Origin of the sequence: Paracoccus sp. MKU1 (assembly GCF_001447385.1) — a bacterium.
Classification (GTDB): Bacteria; Pseudomonadota; Alphaproteobacteria; order Rhodobacterales; family Rhodobacteraceae; genus Paracoccus.
Genome location: NZ_LLWQ01000215.1, coordinates 53,570 through 76,698 on the forward strand (window position 1 = coordinate 53,570; position 23,129 = coordinate 76,698).

At 68.3% G+C, this 23,129-nt stretch carries 20 protein-coding genes; 10 read left to right on the forward strand and 10 right to left on the reverse strand.

From position 1 onward, the window contains the following. Window positions 1-55: 55 nt before the first annotated feature. The 5 genes from AQY21_RS22970 to AQY21_RS22990 are packed head-to-tail and all read left to right on the forward strand — an operon-like array spanning window position 56 to window position 4,228. Window positions 56-967: a branched-chain amino acid ABC transporter permease gene (locus AQY21_RS22970; protein WP_058099908.1), complete on the forward strand. Its 912-nt coding sequence runs from the start codon at window positions 56-58 to the stop codon at window positions 965-967. A 3-nt stretch (window positions 968-970) separates the two neighbouring features. Continuing rightward, window positions 971-1,963, forward strand: a complete 993-nt coding sequence (locus tag AQY21_RS22975; protein WP_082658242.1) for a branched-chain amino acid ABC transporter permease — start codon at window positions 971-973, stop codon at window positions 1,961-1,963. Then, window positions 1,956-2,720, forward strand: a complete 765-nt coding sequence (locus tag AQY21_RS22980; RefSeq protein ID WP_058099909.1) for an ABC transporter ATP-binding protein — start codon at window positions 1,956-1,958, stop codon at window positions 2,718-2,720. The genes AQY21_RS22975 and AQY21_RS22980 overlap by 8 nt, the downstream gene beginning before the upstream one ends. After that, window positions 2,717-3,406, forward strand: coding sequence for an ABC transporter ATP-binding protein (locus tag AQY21_RS22985; RefSeq protein ID WP_058099910.1), 690 nt, complete (start codon window positions 2,717-2,719; stop codon window positions 3,404-3,406). The genes AQY21_RS22980 and AQY21_RS22985 overlap by 4 nt, the downstream gene beginning before the upstream one ends. Then, complete coding sequence (locus AQY21_RS22990) at window positions 3,407-4,228, forward strand: alpha/beta hydrolase (protein WP_058099911.1); 822 nt, start codon at window positions 3,407-3,409, stop codon at window positions 4,226-4,228. 278 nt (window positions 4,229-4,506) lie between these two features. Here AQY21_RS22990 and AQY21_RS22995 read toward each other — a convergent pair whose 3' ends face one another. Then, the gene (locus AQY21_RS22995) at window positions 4,507-4,794 is read right to left on the reverse strand and encodes a hypothetical protein (protein WP_058099912.1); all 288 of its coding nucleotides are present in this window, start codon (window positions 4,792-4,794) and stop codon (window positions 4,507-4,509) included. A gap of 181 nt (window positions 4,795-4,975) precedes the next feature. On the opposite strand from AQY21_RS22995, the gene AQY21_RS23000 reads away from it, so the two are divergent. Then, window positions 4,976-5,710 (forward strand): response regulator, encoded by a 735-nt coding sequence (locus AQY21_RS23000; RefSeq protein ID WP_058099913.1) that lies wholly within the window; start codon window positions 4,976-4,978, stop codon window positions 5,708-5,710. Here AQY21_RS23000 and AQY21_RS23005 read toward each other — a convergent pair. Together AQY21_RS23005 and AQY21_RS23010 are read right to left on the reverse strand one after the other, a co-directional pair. After that, on the reverse strand, window positions 5,686-6,792 hold the full coding sequence (locus AQY21_RS23005) for a sensor histidine kinase (RefSeq protein WP_058099914.1): 1,107 nt from the start codon (window positions 6,790-6,792) through the stop codon (window positions 5,686-5,688). The genes AQY21_RS23000 and AQY21_RS23005 overlap by 25 nt on opposite strands. After that, window positions 6,789-9,422, reverse strand: coding sequence for an ATP-binding protein (locus tag AQY21_RS23010; protein ID WP_152988327.1), 2,634 nt, complete (start codon window positions 9,420-9,422; stop codon window positions 6,789-6,791). The genes AQY21_RS23005 and AQY21_RS23010 overlap by 4 nt, the downstream gene beginning before the upstream one ends. A gap of 226 nt (window positions 9,423-9,648) precedes the next feature. Between AQY21_RS23010 and fmdA the strand changes: the two genes are divergently transcribed. From fmdA to AQY21_RS23025, 3 genes are read left to right on the forward strand one after another with little or no spacing between them, the layout of a single operon-like run. Continuing rightward, window positions 9,649-10,875, forward strand: coding sequence for a formamidase (gene fmdA, locus AQY21_RS23015; RefSeq protein ID WP_058099915.1), 1,227 nt, complete (start codon window positions 9,649-9,651; stop codon window positions 10,873-10,875). Between the two features lie 59 nt (window positions 10,876-10,934). Continuing rightward, complete coding sequence (locus tag AQY21_RS23020; protein ID WP_058099916.1) at window positions 10,935-11,447, forward strand: AmiS/UreI family transporter; 513 nt, start codon at window positions 10,935-10,937, stop codon at window positions 11,445-11,447. A 12-nt stretch (window positions 11,448-11,459) separates the two neighbouring features. Continuing rightward, on the forward strand, window positions 11,460-11,756 hold the full coding sequence (locus AQY21_RS23025; RefSeq protein ID WP_058099917.1) for a zinc ribbon domain-containing protein: 297 nt from the start codon (window positions 11,460-11,462) through the stop codon (window positions 11,754-11,756). A 6-nt stretch (window positions 11,757-11,762) separates the two neighbouring features. On the opposite strand, the gene AQY21_RS23030 is transcribed toward AQY21_RS23025, so the two are convergent. The 7 genes from AQY21_RS23030 to cyoA form a co-directional block, all read right to left on the reverse strand. Then, on the reverse strand, window positions 11,763-14,462 hold the full coding sequence (locus tag AQY21_RS23030) for a cation-transporting P-type ATPase (protein ID WP_058099918.1): 2,700 nt from the start codon (window positions 14,460-14,462) through the stop codon (window positions 11,763-11,765). A 75-nt stretch (window positions 14,463-14,537) separates the two neighbouring features. Further along, the gene (locus tag AQY21_RS23035) at window positions 14,538-16,340 is read right to left on the reverse strand and encodes an alpha/beta hydrolase (RefSeq protein ID WP_058099919.1); all 1,803 of its coding nucleotides are present in this window, start codon (window positions 16,338-16,340) and stop codon (window positions 14,538-14,540) included. A gap of 199 nt (window positions 16,341-16,539) precedes the next feature. Next, the gene (locus tag AQY21_RS23040; RefSeq protein ID WP_082658243.1) at window positions 16,540-17,232 is read right to left on the reverse strand and encodes an SURF1 family protein; all 693 of its coding nucleotides are present in this window, start codon (window positions 17,230-17,232) and stop codon (window positions 16,540-16,542) included. After that, window positions 17,229-17,609, reverse strand: a complete 381-nt coding sequence (cyoD, locus tag AQY21_RS23045) for a cytochrome o ubiquinol oxidase subunit IV (RefSeq protein WP_058099920.1) — start codon at window positions 17,607-17,609, stop codon at window positions 17,229-17,231. Before cyoD ends, AQY21_RS23040 begins: the two co-directional genes overlap by 4 nt. After that, window positions 17,609-18,226 (reverse strand): cytochrome o ubiquinol oxidase subunit III, encoded by a 618-nt coding sequence (cyoC, locus tag AQY21_RS23050; RefSeq protein WP_058099921.1) that lies wholly within the window; start codon window positions 18,224-18,226, stop codon window positions 17,609-17,611. The genes cyoD and cyoC overlap by 1 nt, the downstream gene beginning before the upstream one ends. Window positions 18,227-18,229: 3 nt before the next feature. Then, a complete protein-coding gene (gene cyoB, locus AQY21_RS23055) occupies window positions 18,230-20,236 on the reverse strand; it encodes a cytochrome o ubiquinol oxidase subunit I (protein WP_058099922.1) in 2,007 nt (668 codons plus the stop codon). A 13-nt stretch (window positions 20,237-20,249) separates the two neighbouring features. Next, window positions 20,250-21,452 (reverse strand): ubiquinol oxidase subunit II, encoded by a 1,203-nt coding sequence (cyoA, locus tag AQY21_RS23060; protein WP_058099923.1) that lies wholly within the window; start codon window positions 21,450-21,452, stop codon window positions 20,250-20,252. A 219-nt stretch (window positions 21,453-21,671) separates the two neighbouring features. On the opposite strand from cyoA, the gene AQY21_RS23065 reads away from it, so the two are divergent. Then, window positions 21,672-22,997: an MFS transporter gene (locus AQY21_RS23065; protein WP_058100063.1), complete on the forward strand. Its 1,326-nt coding sequence runs from the start codon at window positions 21,672-21,674 to the stop codon at window positions 22,995-22,997. The last annotated feature ends 132 nt before the right edge of the window (window positions 22,998-23,129 follow it).

The following is a 23,129-nucleotide window of genomic DNA, read 5'->3' on the forward strand; positions in this document are numbered from 1 at the left end:
GGGCCGGGCCCGACGGGTCCGGCCCCACCCTGGCAATTCGGGAGAGAAAGCGGTGATGCTTCTGGCCGAGCAGGCGCTGAACGGCCTGCAATACGGGATGATGCTGTTTCTGATGGCGGCCGGGCTGACGCTGGTCTTCGGCGTCATGGGGCTGATCAACCTTGCGCATGGCTCGCTCTACATGACCGGGGCCTTCGCCTGCGCGGCGGTGGCGGCGGCAACCGGCTCGTTCTGGCTGGGGCTGGTCGCCAGCCTGGCGGCGGCGGCCGCTGCCGGCGCGCTGGTCGAGATGGCGGTGATCCGCCGGCTTTACGCGCGTGACCACCTGGACCAGGTGCTGGCGACATTCGCGCTGATCCTGGTGTTCTCCGAGGGCACGCGCTGGCTGTTCGGTTCCTTCCCGCTTTACCTCAAGCTGCCCGCCTCGCTTTCCGGCGCGGTGGTGCTGCCGGGCGGGCTGCATTATCCGCTGTTCCGGCTGGTCATCATCGGCTTCGGCGCGGCGGTGGCCGTGGGGCTGTGGTGGCTCATCACCCGCACCCGGCTGGGCATCCGCATCCGCGCCGGCGAGGCGGATCGCGAGATGATCGGCGCGCTCGGCGTCGATATCGCGCGGCTCTACACCATCGTCTTCGCGCTTGGCGCGGCGCTGGCGGGCTTCGCCGGGGCGCTGGTCGGCACCATCCAGTCGGTGCAGGTCGGCATGGGCGAGCCGGTGCTGATCCTGGCCTTCGTCGTGGTGGTGATCGGCGGCATCGGCTCGATCAAGGGCGCGCTTGTCGGCGCGCTGCTGGTCGGCATGACCGACACGCTGGGCAAGGCGCTGCTGCCGGGGCTGCTGTCGCGGGTGCTGGATGCGTCCAGCGCCAATACCATCGGCGCCTCGCTGGCCTCGGTGCTGATCTATGTGCTGATGGCCGTGGTGCTGATCCTGCGGCCGCAGGGGCTGTTCGGGGCGAGGGGCTGAGCGATGCGAGAGACATTGAACCGCGATACCGCGATCAACCTGGCGATCCTTGCCCTGCTGGTCGCCACCGCCGTCGGCGCGCATCTGGCCGGCAACGGTTTTACCGTCACGCTGGCGACCAAGGCTGCGATCTTCGGCCTGGCCGGGGTGGGGCTGAACCTGGCGCTCGGCTATGGCGGGCTGATTTCCTTCGGCCATGCCGCCTTCTTCGGCATCGGCGGCTATGTCACCGGGATCCTTGCCAGCCATGCCAGCACGGGCATGCCCGTCACCAGCCTGCCCTTTACCATCATGGGCAGCAACGAGATGCTGGGCATCTGGCCCATGGCGATGCTGGCGGCGGGGCTGGTGGCGCTGGTCATCGGCGCGCTCAGCCTGCGCACCTCGGGGGTCTATTTCATCATGGTGACGCTGGCCTTCGCGCAGATGCTTTACTATTTCGCCATCAGCTGGCCGCGCTATGGCGGCGAGGACGGGCTGAGCTTCTATGTCCGCAACAGCTTCCCCGGCCTCAATACCTTCGCCCCGATCCAGTATTTCGCCATCTGCGCCACGCTGCTGGCCGTGGCGCTGGTCTTTACCGCCGTGGTCACGCAGTCGCGTTTCGGCCTGGCCTTGCAGGCGGCGCGGCAGAACAGCCAGCGCACCATCGCCGTCGGCATCCGCCCCTATGCCATCCGGCTGACGGCATTCGTGCTGTCGGGGATGATCGTCGGGCTGGCGGGGTCGCTTTATGCCGACCTCAACCGCTTCGTCAGCCCGGCCATGCTGTCCTGGCACATGTCGGGCGAGATCATGGTCTTCGTCATCCTGGGCGGCGTGGGGCGGCTTTGCGGCCCGGTCGCGGGTGCGGCGATCTTCATCCTGCTGGAGCATGTTCTGGGCGGCATCAGCGATTACTGGCAGGCGCTGCTGGGCCTTCTGCTGCTGGTCATCGTGCTGTTCGCGCCGGGCGGGCTGATCGGCATCGTCACGCGGAGGGGCCGCCATGCCTGAACCGAAACTCAACGAACCCATCCTGGAGATCCGCGGCCTGCGCAAGTCCTTTGGCGCGCTGGTGGCGACCGACGATGTCAGCCTGGACCTGCGCCCGGGCGAGATCCACGCCCTGATCGGCCCGAACGGCGCCGGCAAGTCCACGCTGATCAAGCAGATCGTCGGCGAGATCCGGCCCGACGCCGGCAGCATCCGCTTCGAGGGGCAGGTGATCGATACGCTGGACGCGGCGGCGCGGGCGCGGCTGGGGCTGGCGCGCAGCTTCCAGGTGTCCTCGGTGATCCCGGACTTCACCGTACTGCAAAACGTCATGCTGGCGGTGGCCGGGGCCAGCGGCGCGGTGTTCCGCTTTCACCTGCCGGCGCTGGCCGACCGCAAGCTGACCGAACCCGCCCTGTTCCATATCGAGCAGGCGGGCCTAGCCGGGCGGCATCTTGTCCCCGCCGCTACCCTTTCGCATGGCGAGCGCCGCAAGCTGGAGATCGCCATGGCGCTGGCCCTGCGCCCGCGCGCCTTCCTGCTGGACGAGCCCATGGCCGGCATGGGGCTGGAGGGTGGGCGGCAGCTGACCGGCATCCTGGCCGAGCTGCGCAACGAGGCGCCGATCCTGCTGGTCGAACATGACATGGACGCGGTCTTTGCGCTGGCCGACCGCATTTCGGTGCTGGTCTATGGCCGCATCATCGCCACAGGCAGCGTGGCCGAGATCCGCGCCAATCCCGAGGTGCGGCGCTCCTATCTGGGAGAGGAGGCATGACCCATCTTCTGGAATTGCGCGACGTGACCGCGTCCTACGGCCCGGTGCAGGCGTTGTTCGGCATCACCCTGGACCTGGACGAGGGCGAGGTCGTGGCGCTGATGGGCCGCAACGGCATGGGCAAGACCACGACGATCCGCTGCATCAGCCGCCTGATGCCGCATTCCGCCGGCAGCCTGCGCTTTGCCGGCCGGGATGTCGCCGGCCTCTCGGCGCCCAAGGTGGCGCGGCTGGGCGTCGGGCTGGTGCCCGAGGGCCGGCGCTGTTTCGCGCCGCTGACCGTGGCCGAGAACCTGACCGTCGCCGCCCGGCCCGGCCCTTGGGACATGGCCCGCGTCTGTGCGCTGTTCCCGCGCTTGCAGGAACGCATGGGCCAGGTCGCGCGCACCCTGTCGGGGGGCGAGCAGCAGATGCTGGCCATCGGCCGGGCGCTGATGACCAATCCGCGCCTGCTGGTGCTGGACGAGGCGACCGAGGGCCTGGCCCCGGTGGTGCGGCAGGAGATCTGGGCCGGCGTGCGGCGGTTGAAATCCGAAGGGCTGTCGATCCTGCTGGTGGACAAGTCGCTCAGCGAGATCGCCTCGGTCGCCGACCGCGCGGTGATCGTCGAGCGCGGCGCGACGGTCTGGCAGGGCGGCATCGCCGATCTGACCCCGGACCTGACCGACCGCTATCTGGGGGTGTGAATGGCGACGACGATTTACCGGGGGATGACCCGCCAGGAACTGGACACGGCCTACAGCAACACCGGCCGCCTCGCGGATTTTCCGGGGCTGATGCGCGATTTCCGCGCCCGCAGCGCGGCCTTCTATGCCACGCATGACTGCCGGCGGGATTTGCGCTATGGCCCCGGCGCGCGCCAGACCTGTGACTGGTTCGCCAGCGGCAGGCCGGATGCGCCGATCTTCGTCTTCATCCACGGCGGCTATTGGCAGAGCTGCGTCAAGGAGGATTTCGCCTTCTGCGCCGCCGGTCCCATGGCGCGCGGCCATGACGTGATCCTGGCCGAATACACGCTGGCGCCCCAGGCTTCGATGACGCAGATCGTGGCCGAGATCGGCCGGCTGCTCGACCATCTCGCGCCCCGGCTTGCCGGGCGGCGGCTCTGCCTGGCCGGGCACTCCGCCGGCGGGCATCTGGCGGCCATGCATCGCGGCCACCCGGCGGTGGCTTCGGTGCTGGCGATCAGCGGGCTTTTCGATCTGGAGCCGATCAGCCTCGGGCAATTGAACGACAAGCTGCAACTGACCCATGCCGAGATCGCCGCTTGCAGCCCGCAGCGGATCATCGCGGCGGGGGCGCCCATGCTGGTTGCGGTCGGGGCAGGGGAACTGCCGGAACTGGTCCGGCAATCCGACGATTACGCCCAAGCCTGCCGGCGGGCGGGCGAGCAGGTGGCCCTGCTGCATGTGCCCGGCTGCGACCATTTCCAGGTGCTGGACGATCTGGCGGACCCGACCGGGGCGCAATTGACGGCGCTTGCCGGGCTCGGCTCGCCAGAGACTTAGGTCCGCGCGCTCGAAGACCGGCAGATTTGTCGCCCGATATGTTGCGGGAAGCGCCCGATATGCGCCGGCCGCCGGGCCGTGCCGCGCGCCGTTGTCAGCCCGCCCCGCTTCAGCGCCGAGGCGCAGTAGCGTGTCGCCGTGCCGGCGGTAAAGCGGCCCTGGCGCTGAATATGCGGTCGGGGAGCCTTCCGGCATAATGGCAGCATCATCTAGCATGCTGTGCGATTTTGAACTGCCCGCCCTCACGTCGCGCAGGCAGGGCAGGGGGCGGCCGCTGCTCAGCGGTTGCTGTCGATCCAGCGCGACAGAAGCTGGCGGTCGCGGAAGCATTCGTCGGGCACCGCGCGGCGCTTGATGCGGGCGATGCGTTCGGCGAAGGCGACCTGTTTCGAGGTCGGCAGGCCCGTGACCGGTTTCATCCGGGCCTGTGCCTCGATCCAGGCGCTGAGCGTGCGGCGGTCCTGCTGCACCTCCCAAGGCAGAAGCGTCTGGTTCCTCAGGGCAAGCGAGCGGGCATAGGCGATCTGGCGCGGCGTGGCCGGCAGGGCAAAGGTGGTGGCATCCATGGCGGATCTCCCTTGCGGATCATGCTCGCAATATAGAACATACAGAGAACAAAATCAATCCGGCCCGCATCCGCGCGCGGGCCGCCGCCATGGGCCGGCCGGGAAATCGCTAGGCCGGAATATCGCGCTCGGCTAAGATGCCGGCACAGCAGCCCCGAGAGTTGTCGGTTGAACGGTTGACATGGACGCCTGCCTCGCCCCCCGACGCATCCTGTTTGTCGAGGACGACCCGAAACTGGGCGCCTTCCTGCGGCGCTATTTCGAGGAGGAGGGCTTCGCGGTCGGGATCGCGCAGGATGGCGGCGCGATGTGGCGGGCGCTGGAAGCGGGCGAATTCGACCTCGTGGTGCTGGATATCGGCCTGCCCGGACGCGACGACGGCTATACGCTCGCCCGCGAGCTGAAGCGCGAGCACGATGTCGGCATCCTGTTCCTCTCGGCCCGGCAGGAGCCGATAGACCGGATCGTCGGGCTGGAGATCGGCGCCGACGACTTCCTGGTCAAGCCCTTCGAGCCGCGCGAGCTGCTGGCCCGGCTGCGGGCGATCCTGCGGCGGCTGCCGGCGGCCCGGGCCGCGGCACCTGCGGCACCCGGCGCGGCGGCGGTCCGCGTTCTGGGCTTCGATCACTGGCGGCTGGATCTGGAGGCGCGGCTGCTGCTCGACGCGGCGGGCCGGGCGCAGGCGCTGACCACGCAGGAATTCAACCTGCTCAGCGCCCTGGCGCAGCGGCCCGGCCGGGTCCTGAGCCGCGACCAGCTGCTGGACCTGACCGTCGGCCGGCACTGGTCCCCCTATGACCGCTCGATCGACGTGATGATCGGCAAGATCCGCCGCAAGATCGGCGATACCGGCCCCGAGCATCGCCGCATCCGCACCATCCGGGGGGCGGGCTACATGTTCTCGCCCGATCCCTGAGCCGGCGGCAGGCAGGGCAGTTCCAGCACCGCGCAGGCGCCGCCGGCTTCGGCGTTGCGGATGCGGAAGCTGCCGCCGCTGACCAGTGCCATGTGCTGGATCATCGGCAGCCCCAGCCCGGTGCCCTCGGATTTCGTCGTGAACAGCGGCTCCAGCGCCCGGTGCAGCCCCTCCTCCGACAGGCCGGGACCGTCGTCCCGCACCGTCAGCCGCGCATAATCGCCGCCGCGCCAGACCCGACCGAGCCGCACCTCGACCCGGCCCCGGCCTTCGGTCGCGTCCCGGGCGTTGATCAGCAGGTTGACGAGGGCGGCCTCGAACTGCCCGGCATCGACCGGGGCGGCGATGGCCTGTCCGGGCAGGTCGAGCGCCAACTGCATCCCGGCGCAAAGCGTGCGCTGCATCATCGCCGTCACGCGGGCGACCGGGTCGCGCAGGTCGGCAAGCACCGATCGCGGCGGGCTGCTGCGGGAAAAGCCGATCAGCCGCGACACCAGCTCCGAGGCGGTGGCCGAGGCGTCCAGCGCATCGCCGGCATAGGGCCGCAGCGCGTCCTGCGGCGGTAGGCGCTGGCCGATGACCGACAGGTTGGCATGGATGACCGCCAGCATGTTCTTGAAGTCGTGCGACAGCCCGGTCGCCAGCCGCGCCGCCGCCTCCATCTGGCGCATCAGCGCCAGCTCCTGCTCGGCGCGGCGCTTTTCGCGGCGCAGGTCGCAAAGCTGGTAGCAGCGCTCCAGCGCCTGCATCAGCTCGTCCAGGAAGAAGGGCTTGCGCAGATAGTCATAGGCGCCGGCCTGGAGCGCGGCGACGGCGCTGTCCACCGTGGCATAGGCGGTCATGATGACGATGACCAGCTCGGGGCGGGCGGCGCGCAGCCGGCGGGCAAGGCTGGTGCCGTCCTCGCCGCCCAGCCGGATGTCGAGCAGCACGACCTCGACCTCCTCGGCCTCCAGCAGCGCCAGCGCCGTCGGCCCGTCGGGCGCGGCCAGGCATTCGACCCCTTCCAGCGCCCGCGAGGTCGAGACCGAGAAGTCGAGATCGTCGTCGACGATCATCAGGCGGCGGGCCGGCGCGCTCATCCCGGCTCCGCGATGCTCAGCCGCATGACGGTGCCATCGGGTCCGGTCCGCTCGATCCAGGCGTCGCCGCCATGCATCTGCGCGACGCGCCGGACCAGCGAAAGCCCAAGGCCGACGCCGGTTTCCTTGGTCGTGACCAGCGGATCGAAGGCGCGGGCCCGGATCTCGGGCAGCAGGCCGGGGCCGTTATCCTCGACCTCGATGATGCTCATCCCGTCGCCGCGCAGGACGCGCAAGGTGACGCGGGGCGGGTGCGCCGGCGAGGCGACGGTCTCCGCCGCCTGCCAGCCGTTCTCGACAAGGTTGCGCACCGCGAATTGCAGCCGCGCCGGGTCGCAGCGCAGCCGCACGTCCGGCGGCACCTCGATCGCGAGGCAGGACCGGGCCGGGTGCTCCCGGACCAGCGCGGCCAGCCAGTCGCCCGGTTCGACCGACACGGTCTCATGCGCGCCCTGGCGGGCGAAATCCAGCAGGATGTCGATGATCCGGCTGCAACGGCCGATGTTGCGGCGGATGCGCAGCACGTCCTCCTCGGCCTCGGGGCCGAGGCCCGGATTGCGCGACAGCACCTCGACCGAGCTGGTGATGGTGCCCAGCGGGTTGCGCAGCTCGTGGCTGATGGTGGCCGCGACCTCGCCCACCGCGGCCAGGCGCTGGCGGATCGCCAGCTCGCGCTGGGTCGAGGCCAGCCGCCGCAGCGCGCCCAGCAGGTTCTCCTCGGTCAGGCGGCGGCGCTCGTTGGCCATGACCGCCCAGAAGGCGATCAGCGCCATCACCGGCGCGGCGCCCAGGAACAGCGACAGCGCCAGGTCCGGCTGGTGCAGCCTGCCGGCCAGATGCCACCCGGCCAGATAGAGCCCGGCCAGCCCGGTCATCAGCAGGGCGAACATCGCCGCGATCTGCCAGATCCGGCGGCCCAGCCGGGGCGAGACCCGGTGCAGCCGCAACCTGCCGGCTTGCGGATCGCCGATGTCCTGCTGAAGGGCGGGCGAGCGCTTGCAATAGTCGCGGCAATGCGGCTCGAGACTGCAACACAGCGAGCAGATCGGCCGCTCGTAGAAGGTGCAATAGGCCATGTCGCGCGGCTCGTAGCCATGGCTGCAAATGGCACAGTCGCAGCGCGGGGCATGGCCGAAATCATGCATGGGCCGGGCCGCATAGCCCCGGCCGCGCCGCAGCAGGCCGATGGCCGTCGCGGCGACCAGCGACAGGCCGAAGGCGATGGGCGCGGACCAGGCCTGGGCCAGCGGGCCGGCGGCGCCGAGGAACAGCGCCAGCCCCGCCAGCCCGCCGATGGCCATGCCGCCGCAGCCGACCGGGTTGAAATCCGGCAGATAGGCGCGCTTGAACTCGATGCGCGCCGGGCTGAGGCGCAACGGCTTCAGGATCGCCAGATCGGCGAAGATCGCCCCCAGCCAGGCCAGGGCCAGATTGGCATAGATCGCCAGCACCGCCTCGAGCGTCGAGAACACGCCCATGAGCATCAGCGTGCAGCTGATCGTGACATGCAGCAGCAGCCAGATCAGCCGCCCCGGGTGATAGCGTGCCAGCCGCAGGAAGAAGTTCGACTGCGCCAGCGACCCGGCATAGGCATTGGTGACGTTGATCTTGATCTGCGCGATCAGCACATAGACCGTGGCCACCAGCAGCGCGGTCTGCGGGCCGAACAGATATTCGTAGGCGTGGCGGAACATGCCGATGGGCTCGACCGCGACGGCCGGCGCCATGCCGTCGCCGATGGCCAGCCATGCCAGAAAGCTGCCCATCAGGATCTTGAGCCCGCCGATCAGGATCCAGCCCGGCCCGGCCAGGATCAGCGCCCCCCACCAGCGCAGCCGGTCGGTCGCGCGCGGCGACGGCAGGAAGCGCAGGTAATCGACCTGCTCGCCGATTTGCAGCGTCAGCGCGCAGAGCACCCCGATGGCCGAGCCCAGCGACAGCAGCCCCAGCTCGGGGCCGGGCGCGGCCAGCCAGCGCCGCGCCGCATCCGGGTCGGTCCAGGCGATGGCGGCGAAGGGCAGCAGCGCCAGCACGATCCAGGGCAGTTGCGTGACGCATTGAAAGCGCGAGATCGCGGTCATCCCGCGCGAGGCGAAGGGCAGGATCGCCAGCGTCGAGAGCAGGTATCCCAGCGGCAGCGGCAGCCCGAAGCAGACCTTCAGGGCCTGCGCGATGATGACGCCCTCCAGCGCGAAGAAGATGATCGTATAGGTGGCGTAGATCAGCGAGGTGATGGACGAGCCGATATAGCCGAAGCCCGCGCCGCGCGTCAGCAGGTCCATGTCCACATTCGCCCGGGCCACGTGATAGGCGATGGGCAGGCTGGTGACGAAGATGAAGACCGAGGCGATCAGCACCGCGACCACCGTGGTCTGCACGCCCCAGGACAGCGTCAGCGCCGCGCCGATCGCCTCGAGCGCCAGGAACGAGATGCCGCCAAGCGCGGTATGCGCGATGACCGAGGGCGTCCAGCGCCGGTGGCTGGCCGGCGCATAGCGCAGGGCGTAATCCTCGATGGTCTCGTCCGCGACCCAGGACTGATAGCTGCGCGGCGCGGGCTCCAGCCCCGGAAAGCCGCCCCCGGTCCCCTCCATCGGACCGGGATCGCGGGCGGCGCGGTTCATGTTCATCGGGTCCCCCATCAGCCGGCGGTTTCCCGTCCCGGTCGGGGGCGGGGCGGAAAGGCCGTTCTCCTCCGGCCGACAGGTTACACGTTAATCGGCTTTCCCGCCGCAAATTACACAAAATTACACAACCGCCGGCCCGGGCGCGAATTGCGGTTACAGGGCGGGCGCAGGCTGGATCGGGGCGGACCGTCTCAGGATCGCGCGCCGGCCCCGGAACTGGGAGGAGAACATGTCGAAAACCGTATTCAAGGTCGATCTGAACAAGGCGCCCGAGGAGGCCGCGCAAAAGCCGCACAACCGCTGGCATCCCGACATCCCGATGGTCGAGACCTTCAAGCCCGGCGAGGTGCTGCGCGTCGAATGCTACGACTGGACCGGCGGCCAGATCGGCAACAACGACAGCGCCAACGACATCCGCGACGTGGATTTGACGCGGGTGCATTACCTGTCCGGGCCCTTCGGCTTCGAGGGGGCCGAGCCGGGCGACCTGCTGGTGGTGGACATCCTCGACATCGGCGCGCTCGAGGATTCGCGCTGGGGCTTCAACGGGCTCTTCGCCAAGGAGAATGGCGGCGGCTTCCTGACCGAGCATTACCCGCAGGCCACCAAGTCGATCTGGGATTTCGAGGGCATCTACACCACCTCGCGCCATATCCCCGGCGTGCGCTATCCCGGCCTGATCCATCCCGGCCTGATCGGCTGCCTGCCCGACCACAAGCTGCTGGCCGAGGCGAACCGGCGCGAGGCGGCGCTGATCGCCACCGATCCGAACCGCGTCCCGCCGCTGGCAGCACCACCCCATGCCGCGACCGCGCTGATGGGGCAGATGACCGGCAGCGCCGCGCAAAGCGCCGCCGAGGAGGCCTGGCGCACCGTGCCCCCGCGCGAGCATGGCGGCAATTGCGACATCAAGAACCTGTCGCGCGGCTCCAAGGTCTATTTCCCCGTCTATGTGAAGGGCGGCGGGCTTTCGATGGGCGACATCCATTTCAGCCAGGGCGACGGCGAGATCACCTTCTGCGGCGCCATCGAGATGGCCGGCTGGATCGAGATCAAGGTCGATATCATCAAGGGCGGCATGGCGAAATACGGCGTCATCAACCCGATCTTCCGGCCCTCGCCCATCGATCCGCATTTCGACGACTACCTGATCTTCGAGGGCATCTCGGTCGACGAGCACACGGGCGAGCAATATTACCTGGACGCCCATGTCGCCTATCGCCGGGCCTGCCTCAACGCCATCGAATATCTGAAGAAATTCGGCTATTCGGGCGAGCAGGCCTATATGATCCTGGGCACCGCCCCGGTCGAGGGCCGCATCGCCGGCATCGTGGACATTCCCAATGTCTGCGCCACCCTGGCGATCCCGACCGGCATCTTCGACTTCGACATCAGGCCGAATGGCGACGGGCCGAAACGCTCGGTCCCCGAGGTCTCGGTGGCGAAGACGAACTGACGGTTCCACGCGCCCGCGTCCCGGCAGTCCCGGGACGCGGCTCCACAGGAGGCAAGTCCATGTTGCTCGGTTTTCTACTTTTCTATGTGGGCGCGGTGCTGTTTCTCAACGGGCTGTGGCTCTTGGGCCGGATCGAGGACCGCGAGATCGTGGTCATCAACATCGTCTCGGGCCTGGTCGCCGCGGGCGTGGTGGTGCAGGGCGCCTTCGGGGCCGGGGCGGATGCGCAGACCGTGCGGGCGGCGGCGCTGACGCTGATGTTCAGCACCACCTATTTCTGGGTGGCCTATAACCGCGTCGTCGCGGTGGACGGGCGCGGGCTCGGCTGGTTCAGCCTGTTCGTGGCGATCAGCACGGTTCCGGTTTTCCTGCGCGGCATCGCCGCCGCCAGCTCGCCGACCGAGCTCTGGCTGGCCGGGAACTGGCTGGTCTGGGGGGTGCTGTGGTTCATGTATTTCCTGCTGCTGGCGCTGGGGCGCCCGATCCTGCGCCAGACCGCCTGGGTCACGCTGCTGGCCGGGATCGTGACCGGCTGGCTGCCGGGTTTCCTGCTGCTCGACGGCTTGATGTGAGGAGGATGCGCCATGCCCGTCTATGATTTCAACTGTCCCGCGCACGGGGTCTTCAGCGACCGGCTCGGCTATGAGGCCAGCCGCGCCGGCGCCCGCTGTCCCCGCTGCGGCGCGCCGAGCCCGGTGCTGCCGGCCCTGCCGCAGGTCAGCACCCTGTCGAGCGCGCTGCGCAGGGCCGAAACCCGGGCCGAATCCAGCTCTGGCGCCCCGCGGGTGGTGAAGCGGGCGCATCTGCCCAGCTGCGGCTGCAACCTGTGCAGCAAGAAGCCCCCGGCCAGCTCGCGCCGGTGGATGCTGGGCCAGTGCTGAGCGGGGTCACAGCATCGCGCGGCGCGTCAGGGTCTTTTCGATCTCCAGGATGGTCATGGTCGCCACGCCGACCAGCACGATCACCAGCCCGTCGACGAAGGCGATCGGGGCGCTGTCGAACAGGTCGTGCATGAAGGGCGCATAGGTGAACAGGACCTGCGCCGCCACCACCACCGCGATCGCCCCCAGCACCGCCGGCGTGCCCATGGCGCCGATCAGGCTGAACGAGCTGCGATGCAGGTAGCGCACGTTGAACAGATAGAAGATCTCCATCACCACCAGCATGTTGACCACCATGGTGCGGGCGCCCTCGACGGCATAGCCGCGGCTCAGCGCATAGGCGAAGATGCCGAAGACCCCCAGCATGAACAGCACCGAGACGAAGCCGATGCGCCAGACCAGGAAACGCGACAGGATCGGCGCGTCGCGCGGGCGCGGCGGGCGTTTCATCACGTCGGGCTCGGGCGGCTCGAAGGCCAGGACCAACCCCAGGGTGACGGTCAGGATCATGTTGATCCACAGGATCTGCACCGGCGTCATCGGCAGGGTCACGCCAAGGATGATGGCCAGGATCACGCAAAGCACCTCGCCGCCATTCGAGGGCAGCGTCCAGCCGATCACCTTGCGGATGTTGTCGTAGACGGTGCGCCCTTCATGCACGGCGGCGACGATCGAGGCGAAATTGTCGTCCAGCAGCACCATCTGCGCCGCCTCCTTGGCGGCCTCGGTGCCCTTGCGGCCCATGGCGACGCCGACATCGGCCTGCTTGACCGCCGGCGCATCGTTCACCCCGTCGCCGGTCATGGCGACGATATGGCCGTTTGCCTGCAAGGCATTGACGATGCGTAGCTTGTGCTCGGGGGTGGCGCGGGCGAAGACGCTGACCTCCTCGACCACCTGGCGCAGCTTTTCGTCCGGCATGCCGTCCAGCGCCGCGCCCTCCAGCACCTTCGGATCGTCGGCGATGTCGAGCTGGCGGGCGATGGCCGCCGCCGTGCCCTTGTGGTCGCCGGTGATCATCTTGATGCCGATCCCGGCCGAGCGGCATTCGGCCACCGCGGCGATGGCTTCGTCGCGCGGCGGGTCGATGAAGCCGGCAAGGCCCAGGAAGCTCAGCCCGCCCTCGACCATGTCGAAATCCAGCCGCTCGACCTCGGGGCCGGTGGTCATGCTGGCAAAGCCCAGCACACGCTCGCCCCCGGCGGCGCAGGCGTCGACGCATTCCTGCCAGTAGCCGGGGTCGAGGGGCAGGGTGGACCCGCCCGCCGCCTGGTCGGCGCACATGGCCAGCACCCGCTCGGGCGCGCCCTTGACGAAGATGCGCCTTTCGCCCTGCGGGGTTTCGTGCAGCGTCGCCATGAAACGGTGCTGTGCGTCGAAGGGGATCTCGTCGAGCCGGTTCCACAGCGCGCGCTCGGTCTCGGGGTGCAGGCCGGCCTTGGCGGCGGTGGCGACCAGCGCGCCCTCCATCGGATCGCCCAGCACGGTCCAATGCCCCTCGGCTTCCACCAGCCGGGCGTCGCTGCACAGCAGCCCGGCGCGGATCAGCGCGTCGCGCTCGGCATCCGGCACGGGCTCGGCGCCGTCCGGGCCGGAGAAGCGCCCCTCGGGGGCATAACCAGTGCCGGAAACCGCGGTCACGCTGGCGGCGGTCACCAGATGGCGCACGGTCATTTCGTTGCGGGTCAGCGTGCCGGTCTTGTCCGAGCAGATCACCGAGGTGGCGCCCAGCGTCTCGACCGCGGGCAGGCGGCGCACCACGGCATTGCGCGCGGCCATGCGGCGCACGCCGATGGCAAGGGTGATGGTGATGACGGCGGGCAGCCCCTCGGGCACCACGCCGACCGCCAGCGCCACCACCACCATCAGCGCGTCGAGCGGGGCATAGCCCCGAAACAGCGTGGCAAAGGCGAAAAGCAGCGCCGCGGTGGCGATGGCGAACCAGGTGAAGCGGGTGCCGAAGGCGTTGATCTGGCGCAGCAGCGGCGTGGTCAGGCTTTGCACCGCCCCGATCATGCCCGAGATGCGGCCGATCTCGGTCCGCGGCCCGGTGGCCACCGCCACGCCGATGCCCTGGCCGGTGGTGACCAGCGTGCCGGAATGCAGGATCGGCGCGCGGTCGCCCAGCACGGCATCGGCTGCGACCGGGCTTTCGGTCTTTTCCGCCGGCACCGATTCGCCGGTCAGGATCGCCTCGTCGGCGCTGAGCCCGCGCGCCCGCAGCAGGCGCAGGTCGGCGGGCACCTTGTCGCCGGCCTCGATCACCACGATGTCGCCGGGCACGATCTGGCGGGTGTCGAGCGTGTGCCGCTCGCCCTCGCGCACCACCACGGCATGGGGCGCGATCATGTCGCGGATGGCGTCCAGCGCGCGTTCGGCCTTGCCCTCCTGGATGAAGCCGACCACCGCATTGACCAGCACCACCACGACGATCACCGCGCCGTCGATGACATGCCCCAGCGCGATGGCCGCCACCGCGGCCGAGAGCAGGAAATAGATCAGCGCATTGTTGAACTGCGCCAGGAAGCGCAGCACCGGATGGGTGCGGGCGGCGGGTGGCAGCTCGTTCGGGCCGAAGCGGTCCAGCCGCCGCGCGGCCTCGTCATGGCCGAGCCCGTCAAGGCTGGTCGCCAGCGCGGCACAGGTCTCCTCGCCGCTGCGGGCGTGCCATGCGACCTCGTCCGGCGCGATCTCGGCGGGCTTCATCGGGCTCTCCTTCGGCAGTCACCTGTCATGTGTTTGGCGGCATTCGCCGGGCAGTTCAATGCGCGGGGCCTTGGCCTAGCGTTGCAGGACATAGCTGCCGGGCGCATCGGCCAGCGGCGCATGGCCGGCCCGGGGCGCGCCCATGGCCGGCGGGGCCGTGCGCTCGGCCGAGGAATGCGCGGCCAGCCATTCGGTCCATGCCTCCCACCACGATCCCGGCCGCGCCTCGGCGGTCTCGGCCCAGCTGTCGGGGCTGGGGCAGCGCCCGCCGGCCTCGCGCAGCGCGATGCGATAGCGCCGGCGCGGCCGGCCCGGCTCGCTGACGATGCCGGCATTGTGGCCGCCGCTGGTCAGCACGAAGGTCAGCTCGGTATTGCTGAGGTAGTGGATCTTGAAGACCGAGCGCCACGGCGCGACATGGTCGCGCTCGGTGCCGACGACGAACATCGGCACGCGGATGTTCTGGATCGCGGCGGGCCGGCCCTCGACCATGAAGCGCCCGGCGGCCAGTTCGTTGTCCAGGTAAAGCCGCTCCAGGTATTCGGCATGCATGCGATAGGGCATGCGCGTCGAATCGGCGTTCCAGGCCATCAGGTCGATCATCGGCTTGCGCTCGCCCATCAGGTAGTCATGCACCATGCGCGACCAGATCAGGTCGTTCGAGCGCAGCAGCTGGAAGGCCCCGGCCATCTGGTCGGCGGACAGGTAGCCGCGGTTCCACATCATGCTTTCCAGCAGGTTCACCTGGCTGTGGTCGATGAACAGCGCCAGCTCTCCCGGTTCGCTGAAATCGGTCTGCGCCGCCAGGAGGGTCATGCTGGCCAGCCGGTCGTCGTCGCCATGCGCCATGTCGGCGGCAGCGATCGACAGCAGTGTGCCGCCCAGGCAATAGCCCACGGCATGGACCTTGCGCTGCGGCAGGATGGCGCCGACCGCCTCCAATGCCGCCATCACCCCGCGCCGGCGATAGTCGTCCAGCGTCAGGTCGCGGTCCTCGGCCTGCGGGTTGCGCCAGGAGATGCAGAAGACCGTATGGCCCTGCGCCACCAGATGCCGGATCAGCGAGTTCTGCGGCGAGAGGTCCAGGATGTAATATTTCATGATCCAGGCCGGCACGATCAGGATCGGCTCGGCCATCACCGTCTCGGTGGCGGGGGCGTATTGGATCAGCTCGATCAGGTGGTTGCGGTAGACGACCTTGCCCGGCGTCACCGCCACGTCCTTGCCGACCACGAAATCCTCGGTCCCGACCGGGGGCTGGCCGGTCGCCTGGCGGATCAGGTCCTCGGTCCAGTTGCGCATCCCTTGCACCAGGTTCATGCCGCCGGTTTCCATGGTGCGGGCGATCACCTCGGGATTGGTGAAGGGCAGGTTCGAGGGCGAGAACATGTCCAGGATCTGCCGCGCGGTAAACGAGACGATCTCCTGGTGATGCGGGTTCACCCCCGGCACCTCATGCGTGGCGTTGTGCCACCATTGCTGCTGCAACAGGAAGGCCTGCGCCCAGATGCTGAAGGGCGGCTTCTTCCAGCCCTCGGCGGCAAAGCGATAATCGCCGGGCAGCGGGTCGATGCAGGCGGGCGCCTCGCGGTCCACGCAAAGCGCGGCCAGATGGCACAACAGCCGCGCCGCCTTGCGGTTGGCCTTGTCGATCAGCTCCATCCGCTTGCCCGGCGCGGCGGCCAGATGCATGGTCCAGTCCTGCAAGGCCAGCGTCAGCGCCGCCGGCGACAGCCCGCCGGTGAACTGGCCCAGCATGGCCTCGCGCATGCGGTCGAAGGTGCGGAACGCCTCGCGCCCCAGGGGTTCGGGGCAGGGCACCGGCGGCAATTCGGCGGATGCGGCGACGGGCTTCGGCGCGCGGGTCGGGGTCTTCATCGGCGTCTCCTTGGCGGGCTCTCGGCACAGGGGAACCGGGCATCGGGGCATGGCGATCCCGCGCGGGAATCCCGGCATGGCGGCGCGAGCGCCTTGCGCGCCACCCTGCGGATATCGATCCCCGCTGACGTTGATTCAAGTCAAGATGCAGCGCCTTTCCCGGTCTTATCCGCCGCTTGCCGGGAAAGACCGCGTATTTTCAGGCGCGCGCGCCCCGGCGCCAGGCCCAGAAAAGCCAGCCCGCCCAAAGCGCCGCCAGCGAGAACCAGGTCACCGCATAGCCCAGATGGCTGTTGCGGAACCGGACCACGGTCAGCCCGCCGATGGGCTGGGCCCCGTCGCCGCGGGCATCGGCGTCGAGGAACCAGGGCGCCACCGGGCCCAGGCCCTGCGCGGCGGCGATGGCGGCCGTGTCGCGGGAATACCAGCGCCCGGCCCCGGGGTCGTTGCCGCGCAGGAAGGCGCCGCCGGGCTGGCTCATGCGCAGAAGGCCCGTCACCGTCACCTCGCCGCCGGGCAGGGCACGGTCGTCGCGCGCGGTATCCGCGACGAAGCCGCGATTGACCAGCACGGTCCAGCCCTGCGCGGTCTGCATCGGCGTCATCACCCAGAAACCCGGGCCGCGTTCCGTCACCGCCTTGACCAGCGTGTCGCTGTCCGCGCGATAGGTTCCCGTCACCGCGATGCGGCGATATTCCGCGTCGCGCGCGTCCATCCCGGCCCATTCGGCAGGTCCGGGGGCGGGTGCGGGCGGCTCGGCCAGACGCGCCTCGACCCGGGCGATCAGGTCGGTCTTCCAGGCCAGCCGCTGCACCTGCCAGACCCCCAGCGCCATCAGCGCCAGGAACACCGCCAGCGCCCCGGCCGGCGCTGCCAGCCGGCGCAGGGTCACGAACCGAAGCCCTGCATCAGCTCATGGTCCATCTGCGGCATCATGTTGGTGTTCATGTGATACATGACCCACAGCGAGCCGGCCAGCAGGATCACCACCACGACCACGGTGAAGATGGTGGACAGCATGGTCCAGCCCTCTTCCTGCTTGCCGTTCATGTGCAGGAAATAGACCATGTGGACCAGGATCTGCACCACGGCAAAGCCGATCACCGTGACGGCGGTCAGGGCGCGGCTTTCGAAGCCGCCGGCCATGACCAGGCCAAAGGGGATGGCGGTCAGGATCACCGACAGCAGGAAGCCCTTGATGTAAGAGGAATAGCTGCCGTGGTCGTGGCCGTGATCGTCGTGATGCGCATGTGCGTGTTCGGCGGACATCAGATCATCCCCAGCAGATAGACGAAGGTGAAGACGCCGATCCAGATGACGTCGAGGAAGTGCCAGAACATCGACAGGCAGACCATGCGGCGCTGGTTCGCCGGGATCAGCCCGGTGCGGGTGATCTGCACCATCAGCGTCACCAGCCAGATCGAGCCGAAGGTGACGTGCAGCCCATGCGTGCCGACCAGCGTGAAGAAGGCCGACAGGAACCCGGAGCGCTGCGGCCCGGCGCCGATATGGATCAGGTGGTGGAACTCGTAAAGCTCGATGCCGAGGAAGCACAGGCCGAAGAACAGCGTCACCGCCAGCCAGCGCAGCGTGCCGCGCTGGTCGCCCTTGCCCATGGCCAGCATGGCGAAGCCGAAGGTGATCGACGAGAGCAGCAGCATGGCGGTGTTGACCGCCACCAGCTCCAGGTCGAACAGGTCTTTCGGCCCCGGCCCGGCGGCGAAGCTGGTGCCCAGCACGCCATAGACCGCAAAGAGCACCGCGAACATCAGGCAGTCGCTCATCAGGTAGACCCAGAAGCCCAGGCTGGTCGAGGCGCCTTCGGGGTGGTGATGGGGCTCAAGCTCCCAGTATTGGCGCCTGGTGTCGGTTGTCGCGTGGCTCATCTCTCAAACCCCCTGCGCAAGCTGGCGCGTCCGGGCATCCTCGGTCGCCTCGATTTCCGAGACCGGGATGTAATAGTCGCGGTGGTAGTTGAAGGTATGGGCGATCGACACGGCGATGATGCCCAGGAAGCTCAGGGCCGCCAGCCACCAGACATACCAGACCAGCGCCATGCCGCAGACCGTGGCCAGCGCGGCCAGGATCACGCCGGTGCCGGTATTCTTCGGCATGTGGATCGGCATGTAGCCCCCGGTCGGGCGCACGGCGCCGGCCCGCTTCATCTCCCACCAGGTATCCAGCCCGTGCGAGATCGGGTTGAAGGCGAAGTTATAGGCCGGCGGCGGCGAGGAGGTCGCCCATTCCAGCGTGCGCCCGTCCCAGGGATCGCCGCTGACGTCGCGATAGTCCGGGCGGTTGCGGCGCAGGATCGAGACGCCGAACTGCACGAACATGGCCGCGATGCCCGCCGCGATCAGCACCGCGCCGAAGGCGGCGATGGCGAACCAGATCCGCAGGTCCGGGTCGTCGAAGACGCGCAGCCGCCGGGTCACGCCCATCAGGCCCAGGATATAGAGCGGCATGAAGGCCACCCAGAAGCCGACGACCCAGAACCAGAACGAGACCTTGCCCCAGAACACATCGAGCTTGAAGCCGAAGGCCTTGGGCCACCAGAAGTTGATCGCCGCGAACAGGCCGAACAGCACGCCGCCGATGATGACATTGTGGAAATGCGCGATCAGGAACAGCGAGTTGTGCAGCACGAAATCCGCCGGCGGCACCGCCAGCAGCACGCCCGTCATGCCGCCCACGACGAAGGTCAGCATGAAGGCCACCGTCCACATCATCGGCAGCTCATAGCGGATGCGGCCGCGATACATGGTGAAGAGCCAGTTGAAGAGCTTGGCCCCGGTCGGGATCGAGATGATCATCGTGGTGATCCCGAAAAACGAGTTCACCGACGCGCCCGAGCCCATGGTGAAGAAATGGTGCAGCCAGACCAGATAGCTCAGCACCGTGATGCAGACGGTGGCATAGACCATCGAGCTGTAGCCGAACAGCCGCTTGCCCGAGAAGGTCGAGGTGACTTCGGAAAACACGCCGAACAGCGGCAGGATCAGGATATAGACCTCGGGGTGGCCCCAGATCCAGATGAGGTTGATATACATCATCGGATTGCCGCCAAGGTCGTTGGTGAAGAAGTTGGTGCCGACATAGCGATCCAGCGTCAGCAGGATCAGCGTCATGGTCAGCACCGGGAACGAGGCGACGATCAGGATATTGGCGCAGAACGAGGTCCAGGTGAAGATCGGCATCCGCATCATGGTCATGCCCGGCGCCCGCATTTTCAGGATCGTCACCAGCAGGTTGATGCCCGACAGCGTGGTGCCGACGCCGGCGACCTGAAGCCCCCAGATGTAATAGTCCACCCCGACCCAGGGGCTGTAGCCGATGCCCGACAGCGGCGGAAAGGCCAGCCAGCCGGTCTGCGCGAACTCGCCCAGAAACAGCGAGGCCATGGTGATGACCGCGCCCCCCACCGTCATCCAGAACGAGAAGTTGTTGAGGAAGGGGAAGGACACGTCGCGCGCGCCGATCTGCAAGGGCACGACATAGTTCATCAGCCCGGTGATGAAGGGCATCGCCACGAAGAAGATCATGATGACGCCATGCGCCGTGAAGATCTGGTCGTAGTGATGCGCGTTCAGGTAGCCCTCGGAGCCGCCGAAGGCCCAGACCTGCTGCAGCCGCATCATGACTGCATCGGCAAAGCCGCGCAGGAACATGATCAGCGCCAGGATGATATACATGATGCCGATCTTCTTGTGGTCGACCGAGGTGAACCACTCGCGCCAGAGCCAGCCCCAGAGCCGGTATCGCGTCAGCGCGGCAAGCAGCGCGATGCCGCCCAGGGCGACGACGACGAAGGTGGCCCAGACGATCGGCTCCTTCGGGATCGCGTCCCAGTTCAGCCGGCCGAGAAGAAAGGTGGTCTCGTTGGAAAAGGTAGCCATGCTTTGCGTCCGATCAGAAGTTCCGCGCCCGGCCCTCGGTCGGGTCCAGCAGCGTGACGGCATTGTCTTGCGAGGGGGCGAAGGGCCCTTTCGGCGGCACCAGCGCATGGCCGCGCAGCGGGGCCGTGTCCAACGGCGCGCGGGCCAGCTCGGGCGATTGGCCGAACATCAGCGCCGAATCCTCGGGCGTGCAGAACGAGGCGACCTGGAACGGCTCCCATCCCAGCACCGGCGCGCGGGTGCCGCGGCGCTGGTCCTTGTCATAGGTCAGCCGGGTCACGTTCATGGTCCCGGCCAGCCCGGTGCCGCCCTGCGCGTCCAGCGCCATCATCTCGGCCATGCAGATCTTGCCCGGTTCGACGCACATGTTGACGATGCGCTGGAACAGCTGCGGATCGACCTCGGCAAAGGACATCGGCGGCACGTTCTCGCTGGGCGCCTCCAGCTCCAGATAGCGCGGGCGGTCCAGCGTCCCGCCGGCCGCGCGGGCCTTCTCGATCCAGGCGGCGAAGCCGGCCTCGTCGGTGGCATGGGCCTTGAAATGCATCCCCGAGAAGCCGTGGCCCGAATAATGCGAGGCGATGCCCTTGTATTCGCCGGGATGGTTGAAGACGCCGTTCAGCTTGGTCTCCATCCCCGGCATGGCATAGATCATGCCGGCCATGGCGGGGATGTAGAAGGCGTTCATCACCGAGGTCGAGGTCAGCGTGAACTCGACCGGGCGATCCACCGGCACCGCCAGCTCGTTGACCGAAGCGATGCCCTGCTCGGGATAGATGAACAGCCATTTCCAGTCCATCGCCACCACCTGCACCGGCAGGGGCCTGTGCGCCTCGGTCAGCGGCCGGTCGGCGCTGATGCGGTCCAGCGGCCGATAGGGGTCCAGCAGATGCGTGCCCACCCAGGTCAGCGCGCCGAGCGTGATGATGATCAGCAGCGGCGCCGCCCAGATCACGAATTCCAGCTTGGTCGAATGGTCCCAGTCGGGGCGATAGTCGGCGTCCTTGTTCCTTTCGCGATAGCGGCGGGCAAAGACCACGGTCAGCACCATCACCGGCACGATGATGAGCAGCATGAGCAGGGTCGAGATCACCAGCAGGTCGCGCTGCCGCGCCGCCACATCCCCGGCCGGCGCCAGAACCTCGGCCTTGCAGGCGGCAAGCGGAATCAGCAAGACAAGCCAGGGCAGGCGGGCGAATTTTCGTATGTCGGTCATTGGACTACCCGATGTCGGTCAGCGACAGGCGCGGATGGCTGAGTCGCAGGGTTGCGACGTTGCATGGGGCGAATTACCTTGATTTAGATCAAAGCCGCCATGCGACGTTTTGTCCTATACAGTTCGGTTCGGGTCTGCGGCAGCAATAGGGACGGAAACGCCGCGGCGGGTTGGCCCGTGCCCGGCACGAATCTGGATCGCATCGGATTCCTTGGACATATGAGCACAACCTCCTCCATGCCCGCCGCCGAGCCGGCCGCCCCGTCGTCGCATGGGCGGCACCGGGTCTCGCCCTCGGATGTCGCCGTGGGCGTCATCATCGGGCGCACCTCGGAATTCTTCGACTTCTTCGTCTTCGCCATCGCTTCGGTGATCGTCTTTCCGCAGCGGATCTTTCCCTTTGCCGATCCGCTGACCGGGACGCTCTTGTCGTTTGCGCTGCTGGCGCTGGCCTTCATCGCCCGGCCGTTGGGCAGCGTGCTATTCATGAGCATCGACCGCCGCCACGGCCGCGTCACCAAGCTGACGGCGGCGCTGTTCCTGATGGGGACCGCGACCGTCGCCATGGGCCTGATCCCCAGCTATGAGAATGTCGGCGGCTGGGCCGTCGTCATCCTGGCCGTGCTGCGCATCGCCCAGGGACTGGCGCTGGGGGGGGCCTGGGACGGCATGCCCTCGCTTCTGGCGCTGACGGCGCCGCGCAACCGCCGCGGCTTTTACGCCATGGTGTCGCAGCTTGGCGCGCCCATCGGGCTGATCGTCGCCAGCCTGCTTTTCGCCTATCTGGCGGCCAACCTGACGGCGCAGGATTTCCTGGACTGGGGCTGGCGCTATCCGTTCTTCGTCGCCTTCTCGGTCAACGTGGTGGCGCTGTTCGCGCGGCTGCGCATCGTCGCGACCGAGGAATTCGCCGAGCTTTTCGAATCGCGCGAACTCCAGCCGACCCGCATCGGCAAGACCCTGCGCGAGGATGGCGGCGCGATCCTCATCGGCATCTTCGTGCCGCTGGCCAGCTTTGCCATGTTCCACATGGTCACGGTCTATCCGCTGTCCTGGATCTATCTCTACACCAACGAGACGCTGCTCAGCTTCCTGATCATCGAGGCCGTCGCCGCGACCGGCGGGATCGGCGCCATCCTGCTGTCGGGCTGGCTGGCCGACCGCATCGGCCGGCGCAACCTGCTGCTGGTGGGGGCGCTGCTGATCGGCTGCTTCGCCGTATTGGCGCCGCTGCTTCTGTCGGCGGGCAAGACCGGCGAGCTGGTCTACATGATCGTCGGGTTCTTCATCCTCGGCCTCAGCTTCGGGCAAAGTTCCGGCGCGGTCGCCTCGCTGTTCGAGGCGCGCAACCGCTATACCGGCTCGGCCATCGTCTCGGACCTGGCCTGGATGTTCGGCGCCGGTTTCGCGCCGCTGACGGCGCTGTTGCTTTCGACCTGGCTGGGGCTGTCGGCGGCGGGGCTTTACCTGCTTTCGGGCGCGATCTGCTCGACCGTCGCCATCCTGTTCTCGGGCAAGCTGGAGTTCCGCGCCGTCGAACGCTAGGCCCCCGTCTCCTCCCGTCCCCTCTCTCTCGCACGAGGCGCCGCGCGGCAAGGCTGTTGTGAAACGCCCGCGCTTAGGCTTATCAAGGTATTGCGAGCAGGAGGAACGCCGGATTGGCGCCCGGCCCGGCCC

Coding starts and splice junctions, on each gene's coding strand:
- AQY21_RS22970 (WP_058099908.1), top strand. CDS start 56: ATGCTTCTGGCCGAGCAGGCGCTGAACGGCCTGCAATACGGGATGATG.
- AQY21_RS22975 (WP_082658242.1), top strand. CDS start 971: ATGCGAGAGACATTGAACCGCGATACCGCGATCAACCTGGCGATCCTT.
- AQY21_RS22980 (WP_058099909.1), top strand. CDS start 1,956: ATGCCTGAACCGAAACTCAACGAACCCATCCTGGAGATCCGCGGCCTG.
- AQY21_RS22985 (WP_058099910.1), top strand. CDS start 2,717: ATGACCCATCTTCTGGAATTGCGCGACGTGACCGCGTCCTACGGCCCG.
- AQY21_RS22990 (WP_058099911.1), top strand. CDS start 3,407: ATGGCGACGACGATTTACCGGGGGATGACCCGCCAGGAACTGGACACG.
- AQY21_RS22995 (WP_058099912.1), bottom strand. CDS start 4,794: ATGGATGCCACCACCTTTGCCCTGCCGGCCACGCCGCGCCAGATCGCC.
- AQY21_RS23000 (WP_058099913.1), top strand. CDS start 4,976: ATGGACGCCTGCCTCGCCCCCCGACGCATCCTGTTTGTCGAGGACGAC.
- AQY21_RS23005 (WP_058099914.1), bottom strand. CDS start 6,792: ATGAGCGCGCCGGCCCGCCGCCTGATGATCGTCGACGACGATCTCGAC.
- AQY21_RS23010 (WP_152988327.1), bottom strand. CDS start 9,422: ATGAACATGAACCGCGCCGCCCGCGATCCCGGTCCGATGGAGGGGACC.
- fmdA (WP_058099915.1), top strand. CDS start 9,649: ATGTCGAAAACCGTATTCAAGGTCGATCTGAACAAGGCGCCCGAGGAG.
- AQY21_RS23020 (WP_058099916.1), top strand. CDS start 10,935: ATGTTGCTCGGTTTTCTACTTTTCTATGTGGGCGCGGTGCTGTTTCTC.
- AQY21_RS23025 (WP_058099917.1), top strand. CDS start 11,460: ATGCCCGTCTATGATTTCAACTGTCCCGCGCACGGGGTCTTCAGCGAC.
- AQY21_RS23030 (WP_058099918.1), bottom strand. CDS start 14,462: ATGAAGCCCGCCGAGATCGCGCCGGACGAGGTCGCATGGCACGCCCGC.
- AQY21_RS23035 (WP_058099919.1), bottom strand. CDS start 16,340: ATGAAGACCCCGACCCGCGCGCCGAAGCCCGTCGCCGCATCCGCCGAA.
- cyoD (WP_058099920.1), bottom strand. CDS start 17,609: ATGTCCGCCGAACACGCACATGCGCATCACGACGATCACGGCCACGAC.
- cyoC (WP_058099921.1), bottom strand. CDS start 18,226: ATGAGCCACGCGACAACCGACACCAGGCGCCAATACTGGGAGCTTGAG.
- cyoB (WP_058099922.1), bottom strand. CDS start 20,236: ATGGCTACCTTTTCCAACGAGACCACCTTTCTTCTCGGCCGGCTGAAC.
- cyoA (WP_058099923.1), bottom strand. CDS start 21,452: ATGACCGACATACGAAAATTCGCCCGCCTGCCCTGGCTTGTCTTGCTG.
- AQY21_RS23065 (WP_058100063.1), top strand. CDS start 21,672: ATGAGCACAACCTCCTCCATGCCCGCCGCCGAGCCGGCCGCCCCGTCG.